Annotated in this window: 23 protein-coding genes and 1 other RNA gene; 22 read left to right on the forward strand and 2 right to left on the reverse strand. The window is 30.9% G+C overall.

Features of this window, described 5'->3' with window-relative positions:
* Window positions 1-10 precede the first annotated feature (10 nt).
* From I4V16_RS08650 to ppdK, 14 genes are all read left to right on the forward strand, one after another.
* A complete protein-coding gene (locus I4V16_RS08650) occupies window positions 11-355 on the forward strand; it encodes a histidine triad nucleotide-binding protein (protein ID WP_111937103.1) in 345 nt (114 codons plus the stop codon).
* Window positions 356-476: 121 nt separating this feature from the next.
* Window positions 477-653, forward strand: a complete 177-nt coding sequence (gene rpsU, locus I4V16_RS08655; RefSeq protein ID WP_027099580.1) for a 30S ribosomal protein S21 — start codon at window positions 477-479, stop codon at window positions 651-653.
* Window positions 654-683: 30 nt separating this feature from the next.
* Window positions 684-1,136, forward strand: a complete 453-nt coding sequence (locus I4V16_RS08660; protein ID WP_049177228.1) for a GatB/YqeY domain-containing protein — start codon at window positions 684-686, stop codon at window positions 1,134-1,136.
* A gap of 284 nt (window positions 1,137-1,420) precedes the next feature.
* On the forward strand, window positions 1,421-1,708 hold the full coding sequence (gene yqfC, locus I4V16_RS08665) for a sporulation protein YqfC (protein ID WP_111937104.1): 288 nt from the start codon (window positions 1,421-1,423) through the stop codon (window positions 1,706-1,708).
* A complete protein-coding gene (gene yqfD / locus I4V16_RS08670) occupies window positions 1,705-2,832 on the forward strand; it encodes a sporulation protein YqfD (protein WP_049177226.1) in 1,128 nt (375 codons plus the stop codon). Before yqfC ends, yqfD begins: the two co-directional genes overlap by 4 nt.
* Window positions 2,833-2,865: 33 nt before the next feature.
* The gene (locus I4V16_RS08675; protein ID WP_111937105.1) at window positions 2,866-4,932 is read left to right on the forward strand and encodes an HDIG domain-containing metalloprotein; all 2,067 of its coding nucleotides are present in this window, start codon (window positions 2,866-2,868) and stop codon (window positions 4,930-4,932) included.
* A gap of 55 nt (window positions 4,933-4,987) precedes the next feature.
* The gene (ybeY, locus tag I4V16_RS08680) at window positions 4,988-5,488 is read left to right on the forward strand and encodes an rRNA maturation RNase YbeY (RefSeq protein WP_049177224.1); all 501 of its coding nucleotides are present in this window, start codon (window positions 4,988-4,990) and stop codon (window positions 5,486-5,488) included.
* Between the two features lie 24 nt (window positions 5,489-5,512).
* On the forward strand, window positions 5,513-6,214 hold the full coding sequence (locus I4V16_RS08685; protein WP_049177223.1) for a diacylglycerol kinase: 702 nt from the start codon (window positions 5,513-5,515) through the stop codon (window positions 6,212-6,214).
* A gap of 71 nt (window positions 6,215-6,285) precedes the next feature.
* Complete coding sequence (locus I4V16_RS08690; RefSeq protein ID WP_049177222.1) at window positions 6,286-6,684, forward strand: cytidine deaminase; 399 nt, start codon at window positions 6,286-6,288, stop codon at window positions 6,682-6,684.
* Window positions 6,685-6,692: 8 nt separating this feature from the next.
* Window positions 6,693-7,583, forward strand: coding sequence for a GTPase Era (gene era / locus I4V16_RS08695; protein WP_049177221.1), 891 nt, complete (start codon window positions 6,693-6,695; stop codon window positions 7,581-7,583).
* Between the two features lie 11 nt (window positions 7,584-7,594).
* Entirely contained in the window at window positions 7,595-8,344 is a 750-nt protein-coding gene (recO, locus tag I4V16_RS08700) for a DNA repair protein RecO (protein ID WP_049177220.1), read from the forward strand.
* Between the two features lie 7 nt (window positions 8,345-8,351).
* Complete coding sequence (locus I4V16_RS08705; RefSeq protein WP_049177219.1) at window positions 8,352-8,969, forward strand: DUF4342 domain-containing protein; 618 nt, start codon at window positions 8,352-8,354, stop codon at window positions 8,967-8,969.
* A 191-nt stretch (window positions 8,970-9,160) separates the two neighbouring features.
* Complete coding sequence (locus tag I4V16_RS08710; protein WP_049177217.1) at window positions 9,161-9,796, forward strand: helix-turn-helix transcriptional regulator; 636 nt, start codon at window positions 9,161-9,163, stop codon at window positions 9,794-9,796.
* A 76-nt stretch (window positions 9,797-9,872) separates the two neighbouring features.
* Complete coding sequence (gene ppdK, locus I4V16_RS08715; RefSeq protein ID WP_049177216.1) at window positions 9,873-12,500, forward strand: pyruvate, phosphate dikinase; 2,628 nt, start codon at window positions 9,873-9,875, stop codon at window positions 12,498-12,500.
* A 59-nt stretch (window positions 12,501-12,559) separates the two neighbouring features.
* Here the strand turns inward: ppdK and I4V16_RS08720 are convergent, their stop codons facing one another.
* On the reverse strand, window positions 12,560-13,633 hold the full coding sequence (locus I4V16_RS08720) for a CotS family spore coat protein (RefSeq protein WP_049177215.1): 1,074 nt from the start codon (window positions 13,631-13,633) through the stop codon (window positions 12,560-12,562).
* Window positions 13,634-13,819: 186 nt separating this feature from the next.
* Between I4V16_RS08720 and I4V16_RS08725 the strand changes: the two genes are divergently transcribed.
* The 8 genes from I4V16_RS08725 to I4V16_RS08760 all read left to right on the forward strand — a co-directional run bounded on the left by I4V16_RS08725 (window position 13,820) and on the right by I4V16_RS08760 (window position 21,241).
* Window positions 13,820-14,854 (forward strand): deoxyguanosinetriphosphate triphosphohydrolase, encoded by a 1,035-nt coding sequence (locus I4V16_RS08725; protein ID WP_049177214.1) that lies wholly within the window; start codon window positions 13,820-13,822, stop codon window positions 14,852-14,854.
* A gap of 146 nt (window positions 14,855-15,000) precedes the next feature.
* Complete coding sequence (dnaG, locus tag I4V16_RS08730) at window positions 15,001-16,797, forward strand: DNA primase (protein ID WP_049177212.1); 1,797 nt, start codon at window positions 15,001-15,003, stop codon at window positions 16,795-16,797.
* Entirely contained in the window at window positions 16,781-17,914 is a 1,134-nt protein-coding gene (rpoD, locus tag I4V16_RS08735; RefSeq protein ID WP_049177211.1) for an RNA polymerase sigma factor RpoD, read from the forward strand. The genes dnaG and rpoD overlap by 17 nt, the downstream gene beginning before the upstream one ends.
* A gap of 89 nt (window positions 17,915-18,003) precedes the next feature.
* Entirely contained in the window at window positions 18,004-18,699 is a 696-nt protein-coding gene (locus tag I4V16_RS08740) for a class I SAM-dependent methyltransferase (RefSeq protein WP_195572240.1), read from the forward strand.
* A complete protein-coding gene (locus tag I4V16_RS08745; protein ID WP_195966634.1) occupies window positions 18,700-19,494 on the forward strand; it encodes a Nif3-like dinuclear metal center hexameric protein in 795 nt (264 codons plus the stop codon).
* Window positions 19,495-19,851: 357 nt separating this feature from the next.
* Window positions 19,852-20,196, forward strand: an RNA gene (rnpB, locus tag I4V16_RS08750) — RNase P RNA component class A.
* A gap of 310 nt (window positions 20,197-20,506) precedes the next feature.
* Window positions 20,507-20,719: a hypothetical protein gene (locus I4V16_RS08755; protein ID WP_049177208.1), complete on the forward strand. Its 213-nt coding sequence runs from the start codon at window positions 20,507-20,509 to the stop codon at window positions 20,717-20,719.
* 165 nt (window positions 20,720-20,884) lie between these two features.
* The gene (locus I4V16_RS08760; protein WP_049177207.1) at window positions 20,885-21,241 is read left to right on the forward strand and encodes a hypothetical protein; all 357 of its coding nucleotides are present in this window, start codon (window positions 20,885-20,887) and stop codon (window positions 21,239-21,241) included.
* 136 nt (window positions 21,242-21,377) lie between these two features.
* Here the strand turns inward: I4V16_RS08760 and I4V16_RS08765 are convergent, their stop codons facing one another.
* A complete protein-coding gene (locus I4V16_RS08765) occupies window positions 21,378-22,235 on the reverse strand; it encodes a 50S ribosomal protein L11 methyltransferase (RefSeq protein WP_195618099.1) in 858 nt (285 codons plus the stop codon).
* Window position 22,236: the final 1 nt, after the last annotated feature.

The raw sequence follows: 22,236 nt of genomic DNA on the forward strand, positions 1-22,236 counted from the left end.
GGGTGAATTTATGGAAAATTGTATTTTTTGTAAAATCATAAAGGGTGAAATACCAAGTAAAAAAGTATATGAAGATGAAAAGGTATATGCTTTTTATGATATAAGTCCAGAAGCACCTATACACTTCTTAGTAATACCTAAGGAGCATATAGAAAGTGCTAATGCCTTAAATGAAGAAAATGCATCTGTGGTCGCACATATTTTCTTAGTAATTAATAAACTAGTTAGTGAGCTAGGTATTGCTGAAAAAGGCTACAGAATTGTAAATAATACAGGTAATGATGGAGGTCAAACTGTACATCATATGCATTTTCATGTTCTTGGAGGAAGAAGTTTAAATTGGCCTCCAGGCTAATAGTTAAATTTTTAAGAATTATTGACACGAGCTGCCTTACTATTGTATAATATAGCATGTGTTATTAAGCCCGTAGCTGAGTTGAATTTAGAATTTTAGCTAGCGGAGGGAGGGATAATTAATGTCAGAAATCAAAGTTGGAGAAAACGAAACTCTTGAAAATGCGTTAAGAAGATTTAAGAGAAAATGTGCAAGAGCTGGAGTTCTTTCAGAAGTAAGAAAGAGAGAACACTACGAAAAGCCAAGCGTTAAGAAAAAGAAGAAATCAGAAGCTGCTAGAAAGAGAAAGTTCAAATAGAACGTTCTTTTTGAAAGAAGGTATGTGTATATGCCAACAGTAAAAGAAAGACTTCAAGAAGATTGGAAAACTGCTTTAAAGGCTAAAGATAAATTTAAAGCTAACGTTATAAGTACAGCAAAGTCTGCGATTTTATTAGTTGAAAAGACTGATGGAATAACAGCAGATGATGCGCTAGCTATAGAAATATTAGCTAAAGAAGTCAAGCAAAGAAGAGAAGCGATGCTTGAGTTTGAAAAGGGAAATAGACAGGATTTGGTTGATCAGTCAAAAGCTGAGATAGAAATTTTGTTAAATTACCTTCCTCAGCAGTTAAGTGAAGGGGAAATAAGGCAAATTATTGAAGAATCAGCTATAGAAGCGGGCGCTAGTAGCATTAAAGACATGGGAAAAGTTATGTCAATTGTTAGACCTAAGACATTAGGTAGAGCAGATGGCAAGCTTGTTAGTCAAATAGTAAAAGAATATTTAACTAATAAATAATAAGAAGAACTCTTCGAGTTCTTTTTATTGTTTTGTATGAGTCATTAAAATAGAGTTTAAGGCTAATATTAGCTTTAAACTCTATTTTTTTATTTGATTACCTTTAGTAGGAGTGGGGGGATATTTGTCTTGATGTGACTTGAAGCTTGCGACGGAACGAGCAAAATAAATATCCCCCCTACATTTTTATTCCTACTATATGGATTAACATATTCTAATTGTTCTTTTTTTTATATTTTAATCATAAATTACAATGATAGAAATATAAAAACGGGGGATTAAAGGTGGAGGAAAAAATAAATAAAGGTAGAGAAATGTTAGTAGATAAATTCGATTTGCCAGCAGAAATAGTAATGGATATTCCTAAGATAATTATTACAGGGAATAAAGAAATAACTATAGAAAATCATAAGGGGATATCTAATTTTGAGAAAAATCTAATTAAAGTAAACTCAAAAGTTGGCAATATAAATATAGAGGGAAGTGATTTTGAAATTTTGTACATAGGGGGATCGACTATAAGTATAACCGGAAAATTTAAAGCAATTATCTATGAGGATAAACAAAAATGATATTAGATAAGTTGAAAGTTGGAAATATAATAGTTGAAATAAGTGCAAAATCACCTGAAAGAATACTTAACCTTCTATGGAACAGCGGGATAAAATCTAAGAATATTGTTAAGATTGATATAACTACAATTAGGTTAGAAATTGAATATAATGACTATAATGAAGTAGTGGGTGCAGTTAAAAGATGTGGCGGTAAAATAAAGATAATAAGTAAAAATGGTTGGGTGTTTTTAATATCTAGACTAAAGAGACAAATATCATTGGTGTTAGGTTTGTTGATATTTATAATAGGGATATTTTATCTGTCAACTTATATATGGGCTATAGATATACAAACAGGAAATAACTTATCACCTTATCAGGTTAGAAAAGAATTAAAGAAAATTGGTATTGAGCCAGGCATAAAGAAAAGTAAGATTGATGTTTATGATATAGAAGATAAAGCTGAAGATATAAATAGTGATATATTATGGATAAGAGCAAGAGTGGAAGGGGCTACATTAAAAATAGTTATTGAAGAAAAGGTTAATCCTCCAAAACCAGTTAGTGATACATCTGGAGATTGTGTAGCAAAAATCGGTGGAGAGGTAAAAAGAGTTTTTGTATCCTCTGGTACTAGCAATGTAAGCCCAGGCGATTTTGTTAATGAGGGAGATGTTTTAATAAAAGGAATGCAAGGAAAAGAAGGAGAGGAATATGAAGTTCCTGCAAAGGGAATAGTTATAGCTAATACATTCTATGAGAAAGAAATGGAAGTACAGGTGAGTGGTTCTAAGCTTGAGAAGACAGGTAAAAGAGGTAGAGATATTTACTTATCTTTCTTTGGCAGGAAAATTTACTTGAAAAAAGCTATAAATAACTTTAAGTATTATGATAAAATAGAAGATGAAAAAGGTTTTATTAAAACTACAACTTATTTTGAGAGAGCAGAGAAAGAGGTAAATTTAGATAAGGAAGAAGCAATTAAAACTGCAACTGAACAATTAACAGAATCATTTGTAAGAACTTTGAGCAATGATTACAAGATTGCTAATAAAGACGTGTATACAGAAGACATAGGTGAAGGTAAGTTGCGTGTTAAGGTGACGTTTGTAGTTGAACAGGATATAGCCAGTGTATCATAATATAAGTGATGTACAAGTAAGAAGGTGATGAACATGAGTTTAAAAAGAAGGGAAACGAAAAAGGGCAATTATAAAACTAAGAGAATTTTATTATTTACCATAAGTTTTGTGGTAACTTATTTTTTATTGATAACAGCTGTTGCTCCAACTAAGTATGAGTTACAGGAAGGAGATATAGCAAGAGAAGATATAGTAGCCCAAAGAGAAACTGTAGATGAACAAGCTTCAGAAGAAAAACTAAAAGAAGCTTTATCTAAAGTAGATAAGCAATATACATTAAAAGCAGAAGTGAAAATTGCTGCAGAGAATAATATAAATACATTGTTTGAAAAGTTAATAAGTTTAAGTGCTACAGAATTAGATGAGAAGGAAAAGATAGTAGAACTAAGAAAAATTGAGGGGATTACCTTAGAGGAAAGTGCCTGCAAGTTCTTATTATCAATACCAAAAGACACATTAGTTAAATTAAAATCTGAAGCTTTAGAAATAATAGATTCTGTATATGTAAAAAATATTGAAGATGAGGATAGTGAAAGCTTATCTGATGCTAGAAGCTTGGCAACTGAAAAGGTAAAGGCTCTTAACTTAAATTCAAATATAAGTAATGTATTAAATAACATTATATTAGAACAAATAAAACCAAACTTTTATTATGATAAAGAAAAAACAGAAGAAAAGATTAAAGAAGTTCAAAAAAATACAGAAAAGGTAGTAATAAAGAAGAACCAAATAATAGTGCAAAAAGGTGAACCTGTTACGTCAAGACAAATAGAAATTTTGACTGAATTAGGGTTAATAGGAGATTCTGCTGGAGAAGGAGTAATACTTCTATATATTGTTTTAGCAATACTTTTAAGTTCTGTTATGGGGATTCAATTCTTCTACATTTACAAGAATTACAGAAGTGTTTATTTAGATTTTAAAAAGTTGGTCTTAATTAATTTGATAAATGTATTTTCATTAATATTAGTTAGATGTGTAAGTTTTGCATCTCCTTTTATGATACCATTAGCGTTAGCACCATTACTTATGACTATGCTTATTAATTATAAGATATCACTATTTGTTAACTCAATGAATGTTATTATAGTTGCTGCATTAACAGGGTTTAACTCTCAGGTGATAATAATTGCAATTGTAAATGCATTAGTAGGTGCTACTATACTAAGGAAGATGCAACAAAGAAATGATATACTTTATTCAACGTTATATATTGCAGTTTTATCTGGAGTTATAACATTTGCAACAGGTGTGATTTTATCAAGCAATTTAAAAGATATATTTTTAAATAGTGCTTTTTCTATAATAGGGACTGTGTTTGCAGGAGTTTTAGCTACAGGGTTATTACCTTTTTTAGAGTCTACATTTAATATAGTAACTACATTAAAATTGTTAGAGCTAAGTAATCCTAATAGCCCTCTTTTAAAGAAATTGCTAATGGAAGCTCCTGGGACATACCATCACAGCATGTTAGTTGCTAATTTAGCAGAACTTGCAGCAGAAGAGGTTAAAGCTAATCCAGTAATAGCAAGAATAGGAGCTTATTATCATGATGTCGGTAAAACTACTAGACCATATTTCTTTAAGGAAAATCAAATTAGTAAAGAAAATCCTCATGATAAGATAACTGCTAATTTAAGTACTTTAATAATAATATCTCATGTTAAGGAAGGGCTAGAATTAGCTAAGGAATACAATATACCAGAAGTAATACAAGATATAATAGCACAGCACCATGGTACAACATTGGTTAAATATTTCTATTATACTGTAAAAAATAATTCTGAAAATCCTGATGAAGTTAGAGAAGAAGATTTTAGATATCCAGGCCCTATACCAAGTACTAAGGAAGCTGGGATAATAATGTTAGCAGATTCTGTTGAAGCTGCAGTAAGATCAATAAATGAGCCTACTAAGGGTAAAATAGAAGAAATGGTCAATAATATTATTAAAGATAAACTTCATTCTGGTCAACTTAATGATTGTGATTTAACATTAAAGGATTTAGAAACAATTAGAAAGTGTTTCTTAAAGACTTTAAATGGAATATATCATCAAAGGATAGAATATCCAACAGAAAAAAGCAAAAGCTTAAAATAAAGGGGATGAGTTTTTAACTCACCCCTTTAAAAAATATGAAAAGGGGAGAAACTAAATGATATATACAGATAACAGACAAGAAAAAATAGAGGTAACAGAAGAATTAGTAAAGGAATTAGAACATACAATAGAATTTGCTTTAAAGGAAGAAGAAGTGAATATACCATTTGAAATTTCATTATTATTTGTAGACAATGATGAAATTAGAGAAATAAACAATGAAACTAGGAATATAGATAAAGAAACAGATGTGCTATCTTTTCCTATGCTAGATTACCCAAAAGATAAGGTCTTTAAAGATGTGTATAAGAATTATGAATTTGATGAAACTTATATGGATGGAGAAGAACTAGTTTTAGGAGATATAGTATTATCTTTAGAAAAAGCTTTAGAACAGAGCAAAGAATATAATCATTCCTTTAAAAGAGAAGCCTCATATTTAGTAGTTCATTCAGTGCTACATTTATTGGGGTATGACCATATGGAAGAGGATGAGAAAAAAGTTATGAGAAAAAGAGAAGAAGAGATCTTAGGTGAATTAGATATTAAAAGATAAAATATGAGTGGGTGATGATGAAAAGTGAAGTTAAAAAAAGTAGTAGATAGCTTCAATCATGCCATAAATGGTATTATTGATACAGTTAGAACTCAAAGAAATATGAAAATACATCTTGTAGCTGCTATAGGGGTTTTAATAGCTTGTTTTTGTTTTGATATATCTAAGATAGAATTTTTGATAATTGCAATAACTGTGGCTATAGTAATTGCTGCTGAACTAATAAATACCGCTATAGAAGCAGCTATTGATATGACTACTAATTATTATCATCCATTAGCTAAGATAGCTAAAAATGCAGCAGCAGGGGCTGTGTTAATAACTGCCATAAATGCTATAGTGGTGGGTTATGTTATCTTTTGGGATAAACTATCTAATATATCTTATGAGGTAATACATAAAGTTAAAAACAATGAGCCATACACAATATTTATTGTCTTAGTTATAGTGAGCTTTGCAACTATAATAGTAAAAGCTATATTTGGAGAAGGAACTCCTCTTAAAGGAGGAATGCCTAGTGGACATAGTGCGTTAGCCTTTTCTATAGCTACAGCAATAGCTTTAATTACTGAAGAACCAACATGTATAATGTTAAGCTATTTAATGGCCTTTATTACAGCACAAAGTAGGGTGGATTCTGAGGTTCATACATTATCTGAAGTTATTGTGGGAGCTATATTTGGTATGCTTATAACCTTATTGATTTTTACCATATTCAAATTATAATTATAATGATATAATGAAAAATACACATAATATGAGTATATAAAATTATTGTGTATCTTGGAGGAAATAAAGTGAATAAAGAGTTAATATTAAAAGCTATAGAAGCAAGAGAGAATGCATACTGTCCATATTCTAATTTTAAGGTGGGAGCAGCAGCTTTATTTGAAGATGGAAATATATATGTAGGATGCAATGTTGAAAATGCATCTTTTGGAGCAACTAACTGTGCTGAAAGAACAGCTATATTTAGTGGGGTTGCAAATGGAAATAGAAAGTTAAAAGAATTAGCATTAATAGGAGATGTTAAAGCATTTACATATCCTTGTGGAATCTGTAGGCAAGTAATAACTGAGTTTGCAGAAAGTGGAGATATGAAAATTTATATAATAAAAAATGAAAATGAAGTTTTAGAAACAACTTTAGATGAAGTTATGCCAGGTACTTTTACTAAGAAGGACTTGGAGAAATAGGAGGAAGAATGTTTAAATCAGGATTTGTAACTATTGTAGGGAGACCCAATGTTGGAAAGTCAACTTTAATGAATTATTTAATGGGGGAAAAGTTATCAATAGTTTCTAATAAACCACAAACAACAAGAAATAATATTCAAACCATATTAACAACTAAGGAGTATCAAATTGTATTCGTTGATACACCAGGAATACATAAGCCTAAGCATAAGTTAGGTGAGTATATGGTAAATTCAGCAAAGGATTCAATGAAGGATGTAGATTTAGTACTATTTTTAACTAATCCTGATGATGAAATAGGTAGAGGTGATAAGTTTATACTAGAGTCTCTAAAAAATAGTAAAGCACCTGTTTTTCTTGTATTAAATAAGGTGGATGAATCTACTCAAGATAGAGTAGCTAAATCACTGATGGATTTATCAAAGGAATTTAACTTTAAAGAGATAGTACCTATATCAGCTCTTAAGGGAAAAAATGTTGATACATTATTAGAACTTATGGTTAATGAGTTACCAGAAGGACCTATGTATTATCCAGAGGATATGATAACAGATGTTCAAGAAAGATTTGTAGTATCTGAAATTGTAAGAGAAAAAGCTTTAAGATGTTTAAGGGATGAAGTTCCTCATGGTATAGCTGTAGATGTTATTCAAATGAAACAAAGTGAAAATGGTACTTATCATATAGAAGTAGATTTAATATGTGAAAAGGATTCTCACAAAGGAATAATAATAGGAAAAAACGGTCAGTCCTTAAAGAGAATTGGAGAAACGGCTAGATATGAGTTAGAAAGATTCTTGCATACCAAGGTAAATATAAAAATATGGGTTAAAGTAAGAAAAGAGTGGAGAGACAATCAAAACTTACTAAAGGAATTAGGATATAAAAAAGTAAAATAGATTATTAGGGGATGGTTATTCTGTCACTTGTTAAGTGTAATGGGGTAGTAATAAAGGCCCTAGATTATAAAGAAAATGATAAACTAGTTTGGTTATATACTGATAACTATGGGAAGATTACAACAGTGGCTAGAGGTGCAAAAAAAAGTAAGAACAAACTTTTTTCTGTGACTCTACCTTTATGTTACTGTGAATATATGGTATTTAAGGGGAAAACACTGTATAATTTACAAGAGGGGAAAATAATCAATTCTTTTCAAGGTTTAATGAATAATCTAGATAAATTGACATATTCATCATATATATGTGAACTAATAGATATTGCTGTATTAGAAGGAGAAGTAAATCAACCTCTATTTAAAGAGTTTATAACTACTTTGTATTTATTAAATACAGATGCTTTAGATTATGAACTTCTAATAAGAGCTTTTGAATTAAAACTTTTAAAGGCAACTGGATATGGATTAAATCTAGAAAGTTGTAGCATATGTAAGAAGAAGTTAGCAGTATCTAATTATATAAGTCTTTCCTATTTTGGAGGGGTTTGTGAAGAGTGTAACAAAACACATGGGTTGTACATATCTAAAGGGGCATATAATGCTCTTAAATATTTATCCAATGTTTCATCAGATAAAGTTTATAGATTAAATCTTACAGATGAGATAAAAAAGGAAATGGAAAAGGTGACCACTTTTATTATTTCTTCTAGTTATGCTAAGAAACCTAAAAGTTTAGAGATGTTAAATTATATTAAGGAGTGAGAATAATATGGAAATTTCATTAGAAAAGGTTGATCAAGTAAAAGAGAGAACTGGAAGTACTTATAAAGAAGCAAAAGAAGCTTTAGAAATTTGTGGCGGAGATGTATTAGAAGCTATAATTTATATAGAAGGTCAAAATGAAAATTCAAATATGAAAAATCCAGAAGATAATGCCTACAAAGAAAATAATAGTGAGACAATAGAAGACTTTAAGGTATGGTTAAAGGAAACTATAAAAAAGGGAAATGTTTCAAGAATTAAAGTGAAAAAGGATGAAACTATATTAGTTGATGTTCCTGTAAATGCAGGCATAGCAGCCACAGTTATAGCAGTAATAATTCCTCCAATTCTTGCTTTTGGGGTAATTGCAGCAGTAGCAACTAAGTTAACTATAGAAATTACTAAGGTTGATGGTTCTGTAGAGGTTGTAAATAAATATGTGGCAAAGGCTGCAAATGAAGTTAAGGGTAAGGCCTTAGTATTTGCAGATCAAATCAAAACTAAGATAAAAGAAGTTAAAGAAGATGCTTCCGATAATGCTCGTTATAAGGAAAATGTATATAAAGATGATGAAACTGTTTATAGTTATACAGTTAATTTTGACGAGGAAAAGGAAGAAAAATAATTAGAAAAATATAGAAAATAAGATATATTTTAAAAAAATAAATGATAAATAAGGAATATTAGAATAATTTATGTGATTTTTCTGAAAATTAAGTATAGTCAAACTATAATTACGTGGTATAATTATACTGTAAATAAAAAGTCGACATAAAAGACTCTATATATTCCTTTAAATCAGAAAGAGGGATTGTAATGAAGTTGTCAGATAGGCAAGAGGAAATAATCAAGCTTGTAAAAGAAGGACAGCCTATTACAAGTGAAGCTTTAGCTGAAAAGTTAGGAGTTACAAGAGCAGCATTAAGAGCAGATCTTGCAATTTTAACTATGATAGGAATATTGGACGCTAGGCCAAAGGTAGGATATATTTATTCAGATAAGCCTAAGAGTAGTCTGTTATTAGATTACATAAGTAATATAAAAGCAGGTCAGATTATGTCAAAACCATCTACAGTTAATGAGGCTATGATGGTGTATGATGCAATCGTATACCTATTCTTAAATGATATAGGCACAGTATTTGTAGAAAATAATGGATACCTTGTAGGTGCAGTGTCGAGAAAAGACTTTTTAAAGATTGCAATTGGAGGTACTGATATACATAAGGTACCTGTAGGGGTAATTATGACAAGAATGCCTAATATCGTTTGTGGAGCATCAGAAGATAGTGCATATGATATGGCAAAAAAAATAATAGAACATGAAATAGACAGCATACCAATAGTTGAAAAGGTTAGAGTAGAGCAGGGTAAAGAACAATACAAAATTATAGGTAAAGTATCAAAAACTAATATTACCAGATTATTCGTTCAAATGGGTAAGAGCGAATAAATAAATAAGCAACTATCGGGCCATTTAAGGTTCCGTTAGTATATAGATAAATTGTATTGAACGGAGGAGTATTGAGATGGAGAAAAAGTACGTTTACCTTTTTAGTGAAGGAAATGCATCAATGAAGAACTTACTAGGGGGTAAGGGAGCTAATTTAGCAGAAATGACTACACTAGGAATTCCAGTTCCAACAGGATTTACTGTTACAACTGAAGCTTGTAACAAATATTACGAAGATGGAAAGGTTATTTCATCAGAGGTAATGGAACAAATTTATGCAAGTATTAAGGAATTAGAGAAGGTAGCCGGAAAAGAATTCGGTAGTGAAGAGGATCCGCTATTAGTATCAGTTAGATCTGGTGCAAGAGTATCTATGCCAGGTATGATGGATACAATATTAAACTTAGGATTAAATGACTCAGCTGTAGAGGTTGTAGCTAATAAAACTAATAATCCAAGATTTGCTTATGATTCATACAGAAGATTTATTCAAATGTTCTCTGATGTTGTTATGGGTATTGAAAAGAGACTATTTGAAGATAAGTTAGAAGCTATGAAAGAAGCAAGAGGGGTAAAATTAGATACAGATTTAAATGCAGATGATTTAAAAGAGTTAGTTGGTCAATTCAAAGAGTTATATAAGAAAGAAAAGGGAGAAGAATTCCCACAAGATCCAAAGGTTCAATTAATTGAATCAATTACTGCTGTATTTAGGTCATGGGACAATCCAAGAGCTATAGTATATAGAAGATTAAATGATATACCTGGTGATTGGGGAACAGCAGTTAACGTTCAACAAATGGTATTTGGTAATAAGGGAGAAACTTCAGGAACAGGTGTTATATTCTCAAGAAACCCTGCTACTGGTGAAAATAAAATATATGGTGAGTACTTAATGAATGCACAAGGTGAAGACGTTGTTGCAGGAATTAGAACACCTCAACCAATATCTCAATTAGAAGAGCAAGATCCAGCAATTTATAAGCAATTAACAGATATAATTGCTACACTAGAAGCTCACTATAAAGATATGCAAGATATGGAAATAACAATTGAAGAAGGAACATTATATTTCTTACAAACTAGAAATGGTAAGAGAACAGCTCAAGCTGCTTTAAAGATAGCTGTTGATTTAGTTGAAGATGGTACTTTAACTAAGGAAGAAGCTATATTAAAGGTTGAACCAAAACAATTAGATACATTACTTCACCCAGCATTTGATGTTGAAGAATTAAAGAAGGCAGATGTAGTTGCTAAAGGACTTCCAGCTTCTCCAGGAGCAGCTTGTGGTAAGATAGCATTTACTGCAGATGAATCTAAGGAAAGAGCTGAAAAGGGAGAAAAGGTTGTTTTAGTTAGACTTGAAACTTCTCCAGAAGATATTGAAGGTATGATTGCTGCAGAAGGTATATTAACTGTAAGAGGTGGTATGACTTCTCACGCTGCAGTTGTTGCTAGAGGTATGGGAACTTGCTGTGTAGCAGGATGTGGAGAAATTAAAGTTGATGAAAAAGCTAAGACTGTTACAATAGGAGATAAGACTTACGGAGTAGATGATTATATTTCAATAGATGGTTCTACTGGTAATATCTATGCTCAAGCTGTTAAGACTGTTTCACCTGAAATAACTGGACATTTTGCTACATTTATGGGATGGGCAGATGAAATTAGAAAGTTAAAGGTTAGAACTAATGCAGATACTCCAAGAGATACTGTACAAGCTGTTGAATTTGGAGCAGAAGGTATTGGTTTATGTAGAACAGAGCATATGTTCTTCGCTGAAGATAGAATTATGGCTGTTAGAGAAATGATAGTTGCAAAGAACGAAGAACAAAGAAGAAAGGCATTAGATAAGATTCTTCCAATGCAAAGACAAGATTTCACTGAAATCTATGAAGCATTAGAAGGAATGCCAGCAACAATTAGATTCTTAGATCCACCACTACATGAATTCGTTCCTCACAGTGATGAAGAAATTGCTGAATTATCAAAGGAAATGGGATTAACTTTTGAAGAGTTAAAGGCTACTGTTGAAGATTTACACGAATTCAACCCAATGATGGGTCATAGAGGATGTAGATTAGCAGTATCTTATCCTGAAATTGCTGAAATGCAAACAAGAGCTGTAATTGAAGCTGCTTTAGATGTTAAGGCAAATAAAGGTTATGATATAGTTCCAGAAATAATGATTCCATTAGTTGGAGAAATTAAGGAATTAAAATATGTTAAGGATGTAGTTGTTAAGACTGCAGAAGCTGTTATGGAGGAAAGAGGAATTAAGATTGATTACCATGTTGGTACAATGATAGAAATTCCAAGAGCAGCTTTAACAGCTGATGAAATAGCTAAGGAAGCAGATTTCTTCTCATTTGGTACAAATGATTTAACTCAAATGACATTTGGATTCTCAAGAGACGATGCTGCTAAGTTCTTAGGTTCTTACTATGATAAGAAAATCTATGAACAAGATCCATTTGCTAAGTTAGACCAAACAGGTGTAGGTCAATTAGTTAAGATAGCTGCTGAAAAGGGTAGAGCAACAAGACCTGATATTAAGCTTGGAATCTGTGGAGAACATGGTGGAGATCCATCATCAGTAGAATTCTGCCATAATGTTGGATTAAACTATGTTTCATGTTCACCATTTAGAGTACCATTAGCTAGATTAGCTGCAGCTCAAGCACAAGTTAAAAATCCAAGATAATAAGATATTAAAAATATAAGAGGATGATTTGATCATCCTCTTATTTATTATTTAGGAAATTATATTAATTTATCTGCATTCCAATCTGCTTCTTGCATTTTATTTATAATAGACATGGTGAATTCAAGATGATGATCAATTTTAGAACTTGATTTAAGTAATAATGTGAAGAATGAGTTTTTATTGCATTTTTTTATATTTTTATAATAATCTCTAGATATTTTCCAGTACTTTTGTGGAAAGCATATATATGAAACAATATACTTTAAATCCGATGGAGATAGGTGGTTATGGGAATTATAAGCCTTTATAATAGAGGTTGCTAGCTCTAAATCCCATTTTGTATTATCTCTTTTTAAGAGCCTTCTTAAAAAGTATGATAAATCATGAGCACAATAATCATACTTACATTTATCAAAATCAATAATCCAAATAGAATCATCTTCTTCAAATATTATATTCTTATTAACATAATCACCATGACATAGTGATCTGCTTAGTTCTTTTTCATCTATTAAAGATGAAACTTCTAAGGAGAGCTTTGCAAGCTCTAAATTTTTATCAAATTTTTCTAAGAACTCCCTAGAAAACTTGTCTTTATATTGAAATGCTAAATTAGATGTTTGTAATAATTGTTCAAAATGTTTTGCTGTAGATACATAAATGTTATCAAATCCTATTCTGTTAGCACTTCCTTTAATTGGTGTAAAATCAAATGATGACTTGTGCATTTCAGCAAGTTTAACAGCTGAAGAAATGACATGATTCAAATTATCAAAATCACATTTCACACCATTAATCCAAGGAGTTAGGATAAATAGCATACCATCATATCTTACAAATCTTCCCTTATTAACTGTAGGTAAAAGATTAGGAACATTAATGTTATGCCTATGTAACCATTCTAAAGCGGAATATACATAAAGTAGCTCGTCCTCTGCAAAATATACTTTCTTTAAACAATAACTATCATGCTTTCCGTCTACCTTATAAACTGCTCTTTGTTTTTCTGTATCTTTAAACTTAACCATATTTACATCAGCATATCCAAGATCATAATATGGAAGTATATTTTGAGCTATATTACTATTTGAAAAAATAGATTCATCTAAGTTGGTTGCAAAATCACTCATTGAGACACTCCTTTAAAAATTACTCATTATTATCATATTAATTGGATTTTATAAATATACTAATGATATTTTTTTAAAATATAAAAATACTGGATATTATTAAAACTTATAAGAAATAATATTTACAGGTAATAAATAAAGGATTTAAGAGATAAATATAGAATGATATATAGGAGGTGATTTTATATGGACATAAGGGAAAAAATCGAGACTTTTGAAAGGTTGACATTTATTGATAAAGCAACTTTCTCTGATAAATCATTAGGTCGCGAAAAAGTTGAGAGCGATGATGTTGTTAGAACATGTTTTATGGTGGACCGCGATAGAATTATTCATTGTAAATCATTTAGACGTTTAAAGCATAAGACTCAAGTTTATATAAAAACCTTCGGAGATCATTATAGAACAAGATTGACCCATACATTAGAGGTGGCTCAGATTGCTAGAACTATAGGGGTTGGAATTAGATTGAATGAAACCTTAATAGAAGCTATTGCATTAGGTCATGATTTAGGTCATGTAGCATTTGCCCATAATGGGGAAGAAGTTTTAAATGAGTTTTTGCCAAATGGATTTAGACACAATGAGCAAAGTGTAAGAGTAGTAACAAAATTAGAGAATGAAGGTAAGGGATTAAACCTTACTAAAGAGGTTATAGATGGTATACTACATCATAGTGGCTTAAGAAGTGCATCTGATGATAAAGGGGCATTAACCTTGGAGGGAAGAGTTGTTCAGGTAAGTGATAAGATAGCATATATAAATCATGATATAGATGACTCTATAAGAGCTGGTTTGTTGTGGGAAAATGATATCCCAAAAGAATTACTTAAAACCCTTGGAAAAACTCATTCTGAAAGAATTGAAACCTTGGTGTTAGATTTTATTAATACATCAAATAAGAATTTGGAAGAAGGAATTAACTCAGTTGGATTAAGTAAAGAAATTGAAGAAGCTATGAGAGAGCTTAGGGCATTTATGTTTAAGAATATATATTTATCTGAGGAACTTAAAGAAGAGAGAAGTAAGGCGAAGTTTATTCTAAATGAATTAATAAATCATTATATGAAACATATAGAAGAAATGCCAGAGTTGTATAGAAATATTGCAGAATGTGAGGGGCCTAAAAGAGGGGTAGCAGATTATATTGCTGGGATGAGCGATGATTATTGTCTTAGTCAGTTTAATAAAATATTTGTCCCTAAATTGGTAATATATTAAAGTGGAGTATATTTTTTGAGATTTAAGGAAAGATAAGTAAGTCAAAAAGTTAGAAAATAATTTTAAAATCAGAAGGAATAGTAAGCAATGTGTCGAATAATATATAAATTGTTGAAAAAAATTTTGTAAGGAGGGGGAAAGCTTCCTTGCGTATATCAGAAGAATTAATTGAAAGAATCAAACAAGAAAATGACATAGTAGATATAATTTCAGAAACTGTTAGGTTAAAGAGGTCAGGACGTAATTATATGGGGCTTTGCCCATTTCACAATGACCATTCTCCATCTTTTTCAGTTTCGCAAGATAAGCAAATATATAAATGTTTTTCATGTGGAGAGGCAGGAAATGTTTTTACTTTTGTCATGAAACAAAAAAACCTAAACTTTTTAGAAGCAGCAAAGTATTTGGCTGAAAAGGTAAATATACCTTTAGATTTAGGTGATGGAGAGCCTAGCAAAATAACAAAAAAGAAGGAAGTGCTTTACAAAGCAAATATTGAAGCAGGGAGATTCTTTTTTAAAAACTTATCTCAAGATAAGAAAGCAAAAGAATATTTCTTAAATAGAGGAATAAAAGAATCCACTATAAGAAAATTTGGATTAGGGTATTCTAAAGATAGCTGGAATAGCTTAATTTATCATTTAAGGAGAATGGGCTTAAAAGAAGATGCTTTGCAAGAAGCTGGATTAGTTCTTAAAAGCGAAAAGAAAGGTACCTTTTATGATAGATTTAGAAATAGAGTTATGTTCCCGGTTTTTGATATCAAGGGAAGGGTAATTGGCTTTGGTGGTAGAGTTTTAGATGATTCTAAACCAAAGTATTTAAACTCACCAGAAACTTTAGTTTTCCAAAAGGGTACTAATCTATATGGATTAAATTTTGCTATTAAAGAGAGGATGGAGGATAGATACTTCATCATAGTAGAAGGGTATATGGATTGTATTTCACTACATCAGTATGGGATTACTAACGTAGTTGCATCACTTGGAACAGCATTGACTACTAATCAGGCAAGGTTATTAAAGAGATATGCAGACAAAGTAATTATTTCATATGATGCTGATGTTGCAGGTCAAACAGCAACTCTTAGAGGGTTAGAAATTTTAAGAGATGCAGGCTTTGATGTTAGAGTACTTACAATACCACAGGGTAAGGATCCTGATGAATTTATTAGATCAAATGGGAAAGAGGCTTTCTTAAAATTGATTAATTCTGCAACACCATTAATAGGCTATCGTCTAAAAAGGGCAGAAGAGGGAATTGATTTTAAAAATGAACAATCTTTAATTAAATATGGGGAGAGAGTTACAGAAATACTAGCAGATTTGAATCCAGTTGAAAAGGATGTTTATATAAAAAGGATATCTGAGGACACTGGATTGAAGGAACAATCACTCTATGATTTGTTATCTATGGCACAAAACAGAAAAGAAGAGCCTTTTATGAATAAAAAGGAAGAAATTGGAACAAAATTATATGTAGAGCCTGCTTATTTAAAAGCTGAAAGAAGTCTTATAAAACTTATGTTTAAGGAAGGTTATTATGAAGAAATTGAAAAACAAATTTCTAGTGATGATTTTAACCTAGGGGCTCATAAAAAAATCTTCTCTTTAATTTCTAAAGGGAAAGAAGAAGGTGCTGAAAATTTATTAGCATATGTAGAAAGTGGTTGTGATGATGTTGAATCATCTAAAGAGTTTGTGAAAATTAAGGAACTTAGGGTATTAGAAGCTAGTGATGAGAGAAAGCTAATTAGAGATTATATAAATAGGATAAAAACATTTAAATTAACTTCAAAAATTGAATGTTTAAAAAAGGAGCAAAAAGACTTGGAACAAAAGGGAAGGATTGAAGAATCAATAAAACTCGCAATAGAGCTCAACAAATTAAATGAGGAGCTTAAGAGGGAGAAAGGGGTTATTGGTCATGGCGAAAGGAGGTAAGAAAGAAATGGCAGAAGAAACTAAAGCAAAAAGCAAAAAGACTGGTAATGATAAAAAAGATAGAAATAACAAGATGGCCATTGTTAAGAATTTAATAGAAAAAGGTAAGAAGAATGGTTCATTAACTTATAAAGAAATTATGGATGACATAGAGAACATAGATTTAGGACCAGAACAAATAGAAAAGATTTATGAGGTACTTGAATCTATGGGAATAGAAGTAATAGGTGATATTAATGGTGCTGAAGAGGTTGAAGAAGAAGTAGATCTTTCAATACCAGAAGGTATTGCTATTGATGACCCTGTTAGAATGTACTTAAAAGAAATAGGTAAGGTGCCACTATTATCTTCAGAAGAAGAAATAGAACTTGCTTTAAGAATTGAACAAGGGGATCAATATGCTAAGAAGAAGTTAGCTGAAGCTAACTTAAGACTTGTTGTAAGTATAGCTAAGAGATATGTTGGTAGAGGTATGCTATTCCTAGACCTTATTCAAGAAGGTAACTTAGGACTTATTAAAGCTGTTGAAAAGTTTGATTATAGAAAAGGGTTCAAATTCTCTACATATGCTACATGGTGGATAAGACAGGCGATTACAAGAGCTATAGCAGACCAAGCAAGAACAATTAGAATACCAGTTCATATGGTTGAAACTATAAATAAGCTTATAAGAGTACAAAGACAATTACTTCAAGAGTTAGGAAGAGATCCATTCCCAGAAGAAATTTCAAAGGTTATGGATTTACCAGTTGAAAAAGTAAGAGAAATTCAAAAAATAGCACAAGAGCCAGTTTCTTTAGAAACTCCAATCGGTGAAGAAGAAGATAGCCATTTAGGTGATTTTATTCCTGATGATGAAGCTCCAGCACCAGCAGAAGCTGCAGCATTTACTATGCTAAAAGAACAATTAATAAATGTTCTAGATACTTTAACTCCAAGAGAAGAAAAAGTATTAAGATTAAGATTTGGTCTTGATGATGGTAGAGCAAGAACTCTTGAAGAAGTAGGTAAAGAGTTTAATGTAACAAGAGAAAGAATAAGACAGATAGAAGCTAAGGCTTTAAGAAAACTTAGACATCCATCAAGAAGCAAAAAGCTTAAGGATTATTTAGATTAATATATACTAAAAAAACATCTGTTGAAAAACAGATGTTTTTTAATACCTAGGGTAAAATATACTTATATTCTATTAGAAAGAGGTTTAACATGGACATTAGTAAAAGATTAGAGTTTATAGCAAATCATATAGATAAATGTGAAAGTATTATAGATGTTGGTACAGATCATGGATACATCCCAATATATGCAGTGAAAAAAGGGCTTTGTAATAAGGCTATAGCATCTGATATAAATAAGGATCCTGTTAAAAAAGCACAATTAAATGTAGCTATAGAAGGATTATCGAAGAAAATAGATGTTAGGCTAGGGGGAGGATTACAAACAGTTGATATAAAAGAGGTAGAAGGTGTTGTAATTGCAGGTATGGGAGGAAACTTAATTAGGGATATACTAGAGCATGATAAAAAGAAGTTACCTTTTTATAAATTTTTAATATTACAACCAGCTCAAAACCCAGAAGTTCTTAGAGAATACTTGTATAACAACGGATATGAAGTTTTAGAAGAGGATTTATGTTTTGATGAGGGAATTTACTATGAACTATTTAAAGTAAGGAAAAAAAGTAAGGAAAATATGAAGTTAGACCCTATATATTATGAGTTTTCACCTATACTATTAAAAGATAAGCACCCTTTAATGATAGGGTATCTAAAAGAAAAAGAAGAAAAATATAATAGAATATTAAGCTTTATAAAAGAAGATAGTGAAAGTGCAATAAGAAGAAAAAAAGAAGTCCAAGATAAATTGAATGAAATAAAAAGATTTATTGAAGAGGTGAAATAAATGACCATAACAGTAAAAGATATATCAAAAGAAATGGAAAAGTTAGCACCAATATTCTTAAAAGAAGACTTTGATAATGTGGGACTTATGGTTGGATCTAAGGATAAGGAAGTGAAAAAAGTTCTGTTAGCTTTAGATTGTACTAAAGATGTTGTTGAAGAGGGAAAAAGGGAAGGGGTAGACCTTATTATAACTCATCATCCATTAATATTTAGAAAACCAAGTAGAATTGTAAATGATGATCTTCAGGGATGGAAGATAATAGAATTTATAAAGAATGATATATCTTTATATTCAAGTCATACTAATTTAGATTCAACTAAGGATGGGATAAATGAGGAAATTGTTAAGGTATTAGGTTTTTCTCATGGGAAACTTATTGAGTCCTCCAAGGTTAAGGGATTTGAGGAATGTGGCTTAGGTAGAGTTGTTTACTTAGATAGTGAAATAGAATTAAATAATCTTATAAATATAGTTAAAGAGAAGCTTGGAATAAGCAGTTTAAGGGTTGTAGTAGGAAAAGAAAAAGTGAAAAATATAGCTATAATAAATGGAAGTGGTCAAGACTTCTTTGGAAAGGCTATAGGAATGGGAGCAGATTGCATAATAACTGGTGATACTTCATATCATTTTGCTTCTGATTATAAAGAAATGGGAGTTTCAATTATAGACCCAGGACATTTTCCTACAGAATGGATAGTATTTTTAAAGGTAATGAAAAAGATAGAAGAGAAATTTAGTACTATTGAATTCATTCACTCTAAATGCAGTAAAGACCCTTATGAATATGTATAAAATAAGTATTTTTTTAAGTTATAAACATATATAAATAGTAGAACTCATCAATTTTGAGGAGGAACTATTATTAGTACACAGAAAGATTTTAAAAAGGCTTTTAAAAATATTAGGGAAAATTTTCAAAGTGGAATGAATAGAAGTTCTAGAGGATGGAGAAGCTGGCCAATATTTTATTTTTGTAGCCCTTTTAAGTTTATTATATTATGTGGACTTTTGGCTACATTACTTCTTTGTGGAGTTGGATTATATGGTCTAATTGTAATAATTCTTTTAGTGCTATTATTTATATTTGTTCCCTAATTGTAAAAAAGTTCAGCTTGTAAAAATATAAGGAGTATGATATTATAGTCCTTGCGAGTGAGACGTGCAATCGCTGCTAGTCTTTGAACTAGGAGAGGAAAGTCGGGGCTCCGTAGGGCAGGGTGCTGGATAACGTCCAGTCAAGGTGACTTGAAGGAAAGTGCAACAGAGAGATACCGCCTATTTTTATAGGTAAGGGTGGAAAGGCGAGGTAAGAGCTCACCAGCGTGGTGGAGACATCACGGCTATGTAAACCCCACCTGGAGCAAGACCGAATAGAGAGGCATTTAAGGGGTTGCCCGCCCCGCCTCTGGGTGTGTCGCTTGAGCTTGCTGGCAACAGTAAGCCTAGATAGATGATTGCTTAAGACAGAACCCCGCTTATGGCTTATCTCGCAAAAAGAGATTTCAAGGGTTTGAAGGGAATAGGTTAAATTTTTCCCTTGCAGTTTCCCTTATTATATTTATAAGCTTTGTAATAGAGATGTAATCTTATTGGTTGCATCTCTATTCATTTATATTTATTTATAGAGTTTTGCATAGATTTTTTGTAGATGCTGTTAAGTTATCTAAGTTGTGAAAGAATTGTAAAAAATATATAAATGGTGTTGACCGAGTTTTAAAGGTATATAATAATTGTTTTATAAAAAAGTAACAAAGTAACAAAAAAATGTATTTTATTCAGATATACTAAACTTAGGAGGAGTTAAATGAGAGACAATAGAAAAACAAGTGAAGCGCAAAGGAAGGCAGATAAAAGATGGAGAGAAAAAAATAGAGAGCATGCAAATTATTTAAAAAATAGAACTAGTGCAAGGTGTTTTATAAGAAATAAAGCTACACTAGAAGATATAGAAGAGTTAAAAGAGTTACTTAGATTAAGAGCTGAAGTGTTAAGTAAAGAAAATAATCTATTATGTTAAAGGCTAGAATATAGTTAGGATTCTAGTCTTTATTTTTGTAGTCGTAGAAAATTTTAATTTGCTAGGTTACTCTCTATTATCTTTTTTATCCTACATTAATGAAATTGTATACATAATATGATATAATAATTTAATAACTATACTTTTAATTAATGAGGTGGGGGAATGGTTAAATTAGTTAGAAAATTTGTTACAGATATTAGGTTAAGTAAACTTAATGCAGTGAAATATAGTGGTATTGTAGCCTTCTTAATTTTTGCTACTTCAGTTACTTATAAGAATTTAATGGGGACTCCAGTAAAAGATGCGATAATAATATCTGGTATTAGTGCAGCAATATTATTTGTAGCTCTTTATTTTATGTGTTTTGCAATTGTAAAGCAAATGGATAAACAAGATGCAAGAATTGAAGCTGAGAAGCAAAGGGAATTAGAAGAAAGAAGAAGAAGGCTTGAAGAAAGAAGCGGAAAAAAAGTTAATAATAAAAAGAAGAAGAAAAATAGACAAGCTGATAATGAATAGTGAAAATGGTGAAGGATAAAGTTTATCCTTCACCATTAGTTTTTATTATGTATAGACAAGTTATAAAATTTTAATATTTTTCTGTGACTTGGAGCTTGCGACGGAACAAGCAAAATAAATATCTATCCCACCTTTTTTAGTTGAAAATAGCTGTTACCCATTCGTTGCTTTGATGCTTTTCTATCATATTAAATCCATTAGACTCTACCATAGACTTGATGTTATCAAAACTCCACTCAACTAAACCAGAAACAAGAAGGGTTCCATTGTCCTTTAAATGAGACTTAATAAAGTCCATAAACATATGAGTTTCTTCTCCACCAATGTTTATATATATCCAATCAAATTTACCCTCAATGTTAACTTCCTTAGAAAGAGCATCTCCAACAAAGACCTTTATGTTATTTAGGTTATTTAAAGAAGCATTTAGTTCCACTTCATCTTTTACATCCCTAATGTCTAAAGCAACTACTTCACTAGCTCCTTTAATTGCTGTTGCAATGGATAGTATACCTGATCCAGTTCCTATATCTAATACTCTTTTATTAGAAAAGTCCTTTGAAAGAATTACTCTAAGAAGATCTTGAGTAGTTTCATGTAGACCAGTACCAAAAGCTCCTTGAGAAATAAAGTTTATTTTATTTTTACCTTCTATTTCTTCATCAGGAGAAGCAAGGACCCAGTTATCATCTATATCTATAGCAGGTAAAGAAAAATCATCATAGTCATAGTTTTCTTCATATACATTAATAGGTGTTTCATTAATTAAATTAGAAACCTCGTTTTTAAAACTTTCTAAGTCTTCCTCTGGTCCATCAAAGGCAACTTTTAATGAGGTTAATTCATCTTCCTTTTCTATATATCCATACCCATTTTCATCAGTAGTTATTTCTAATGGACTTTCATAAAATGCGTTATAGATTTCGTTTATTTGTAGTACTTCTATTTTTTCATCTACTTTATTTAAAGGCATATTATAACAAATAATAAACATA

It is taken from the genome of Clostridium sp. 1001283B150210_160208_E6, assembly GCF_015669365.1.
Lineage (GTDB): Bacteria > Bacillota > Clostridia > Clostridiales > Clostridiaceae > Clostridium > Clostridium paraputrificum.

Bases quoted from the DNA above. Each gene is read 5' to 3' on its own strand.
- ybeY (WP_049177224.1), top strand. From the start codon at position 4,988: ATGATATATACAGATAACAGACAAGAAAAAATAGAGGTAACAGAAGAA.
- era (WP_049177221.1), top strand. From the start codon at position 6,693: ATGTTTAAATCAGGATTTGTAACTATTGTAGGGAGACCCAATGTTGGA.
- I4V16_RS08675 (WP_111937105.1), top strand. From the start codon at position 2,866: ATGAGTTTAAAAAGAAGGGAAACGAAAAAGGGCAATTATAAAACTAAG.
- I4V16_RS08660 (WP_049177228.1), top strand. From the start codon at position 684: ATGCCAACAGTAAAAGAAAGACTTCAAGAAGATTGGAAAACTGCTTTA.
- I4V16_RS08725 (WP_049177214.1), top strand. From the start codon at position 13,820: ATGGACATAAGGGAAAAAATCGAGACTTTTGAAAGGTTGACATTTATT.
- I4V16_RS08740 (WP_195572240.1), top strand. From the start codon at position 18,004: ATGGACATTAGTAAAAGATTAGAGTTTATAGCAAATCATATAGATAAA.
- I4V16_RS08745 (WP_195966634.1), top strand. From the start codon at position 18,700: ATGACCATAACAGTAAAAGATATATCAAAAGAAATGGAAAAGTTAGCA.
- rpsU (WP_027099580.1), top strand. From the start codon at position 477: ATGTCAGAAATCAAAGTTGGAGAAAACGAAACTCTTGAAAATGCGTTA.
- rpoD (WP_049177211.1), top strand. From the start codon at position 16,781: ATGGCGAAAGGAGGTAAGAAAGAAATGGCAGAAGAAACTAAAGCAAAA.
- I4V16_RS08710 (WP_049177217.1), top strand. From the start codon at position 9,161: ATGAAGTTGTCAGATAGGCAAGAGGAAATAATCAAGCTTGTAAAAGAA.
- I4V16_RS08720 (WP_049177215.1), bottom strand. From the start codon at position 13,633: ATGAGTGATTTTGCAACCAACTTAGATGAATCTATTTTTTCAAATAGT.
- I4V16_RS08650 (WP_111937103.1), top strand. From the start codon at position 11: ATGGAAAATTGTATTTTTTGTAAAATCATAAAGGGTGAAATACCAAGT.
- recO (WP_049177220.1), top strand. From the start codon at position 7,595: ATGGTTATTCTGTCACTTGTTAAGTGTAATGGGGTAGTAATAAAGGCC.
- I4V16_RS08765 (WP_195618099.1), bottom strand. From the start codon at position 22,235: ATGTTTATTATTTGTTATAATATGCCTTTAAATAAAGTAGATGAAAAA.
- yqfD (WP_049177226.1), top strand. From the start codon at position 1,705: ATGATATTAGATAAGTTGAAAGTTGGAAATATAATAGTTGAAATAAGT.
- ppdK (WP_049177216.1), top strand. From the start codon at position 9,873: ATGGAGAAAAAGTACGTTTACCTTTTTAGTGAAGGAAATGCATCAATG.
- I4V16_RS08760 (WP_049177207.1), top strand. From the start codon at position 20,885: ATGGTTAAATTAGTTAGAAAATTTGTTACAGATATTAGGTTAAGTAAA.
- I4V16_RS08705 (WP_049177219.1), top strand. From the start codon at position 8,352: ATGGAAATTTCATTAGAAAAGGTTGATCAAGTAAAAGAGAGAACTGGA.
- I4V16_RS08755 (WP_049177208.1), top strand. From the start codon at position 20,507: ATGAGAGACAATAGAAAAACAAGTGAAGCGCAAAGGAAGGCAGATAAA.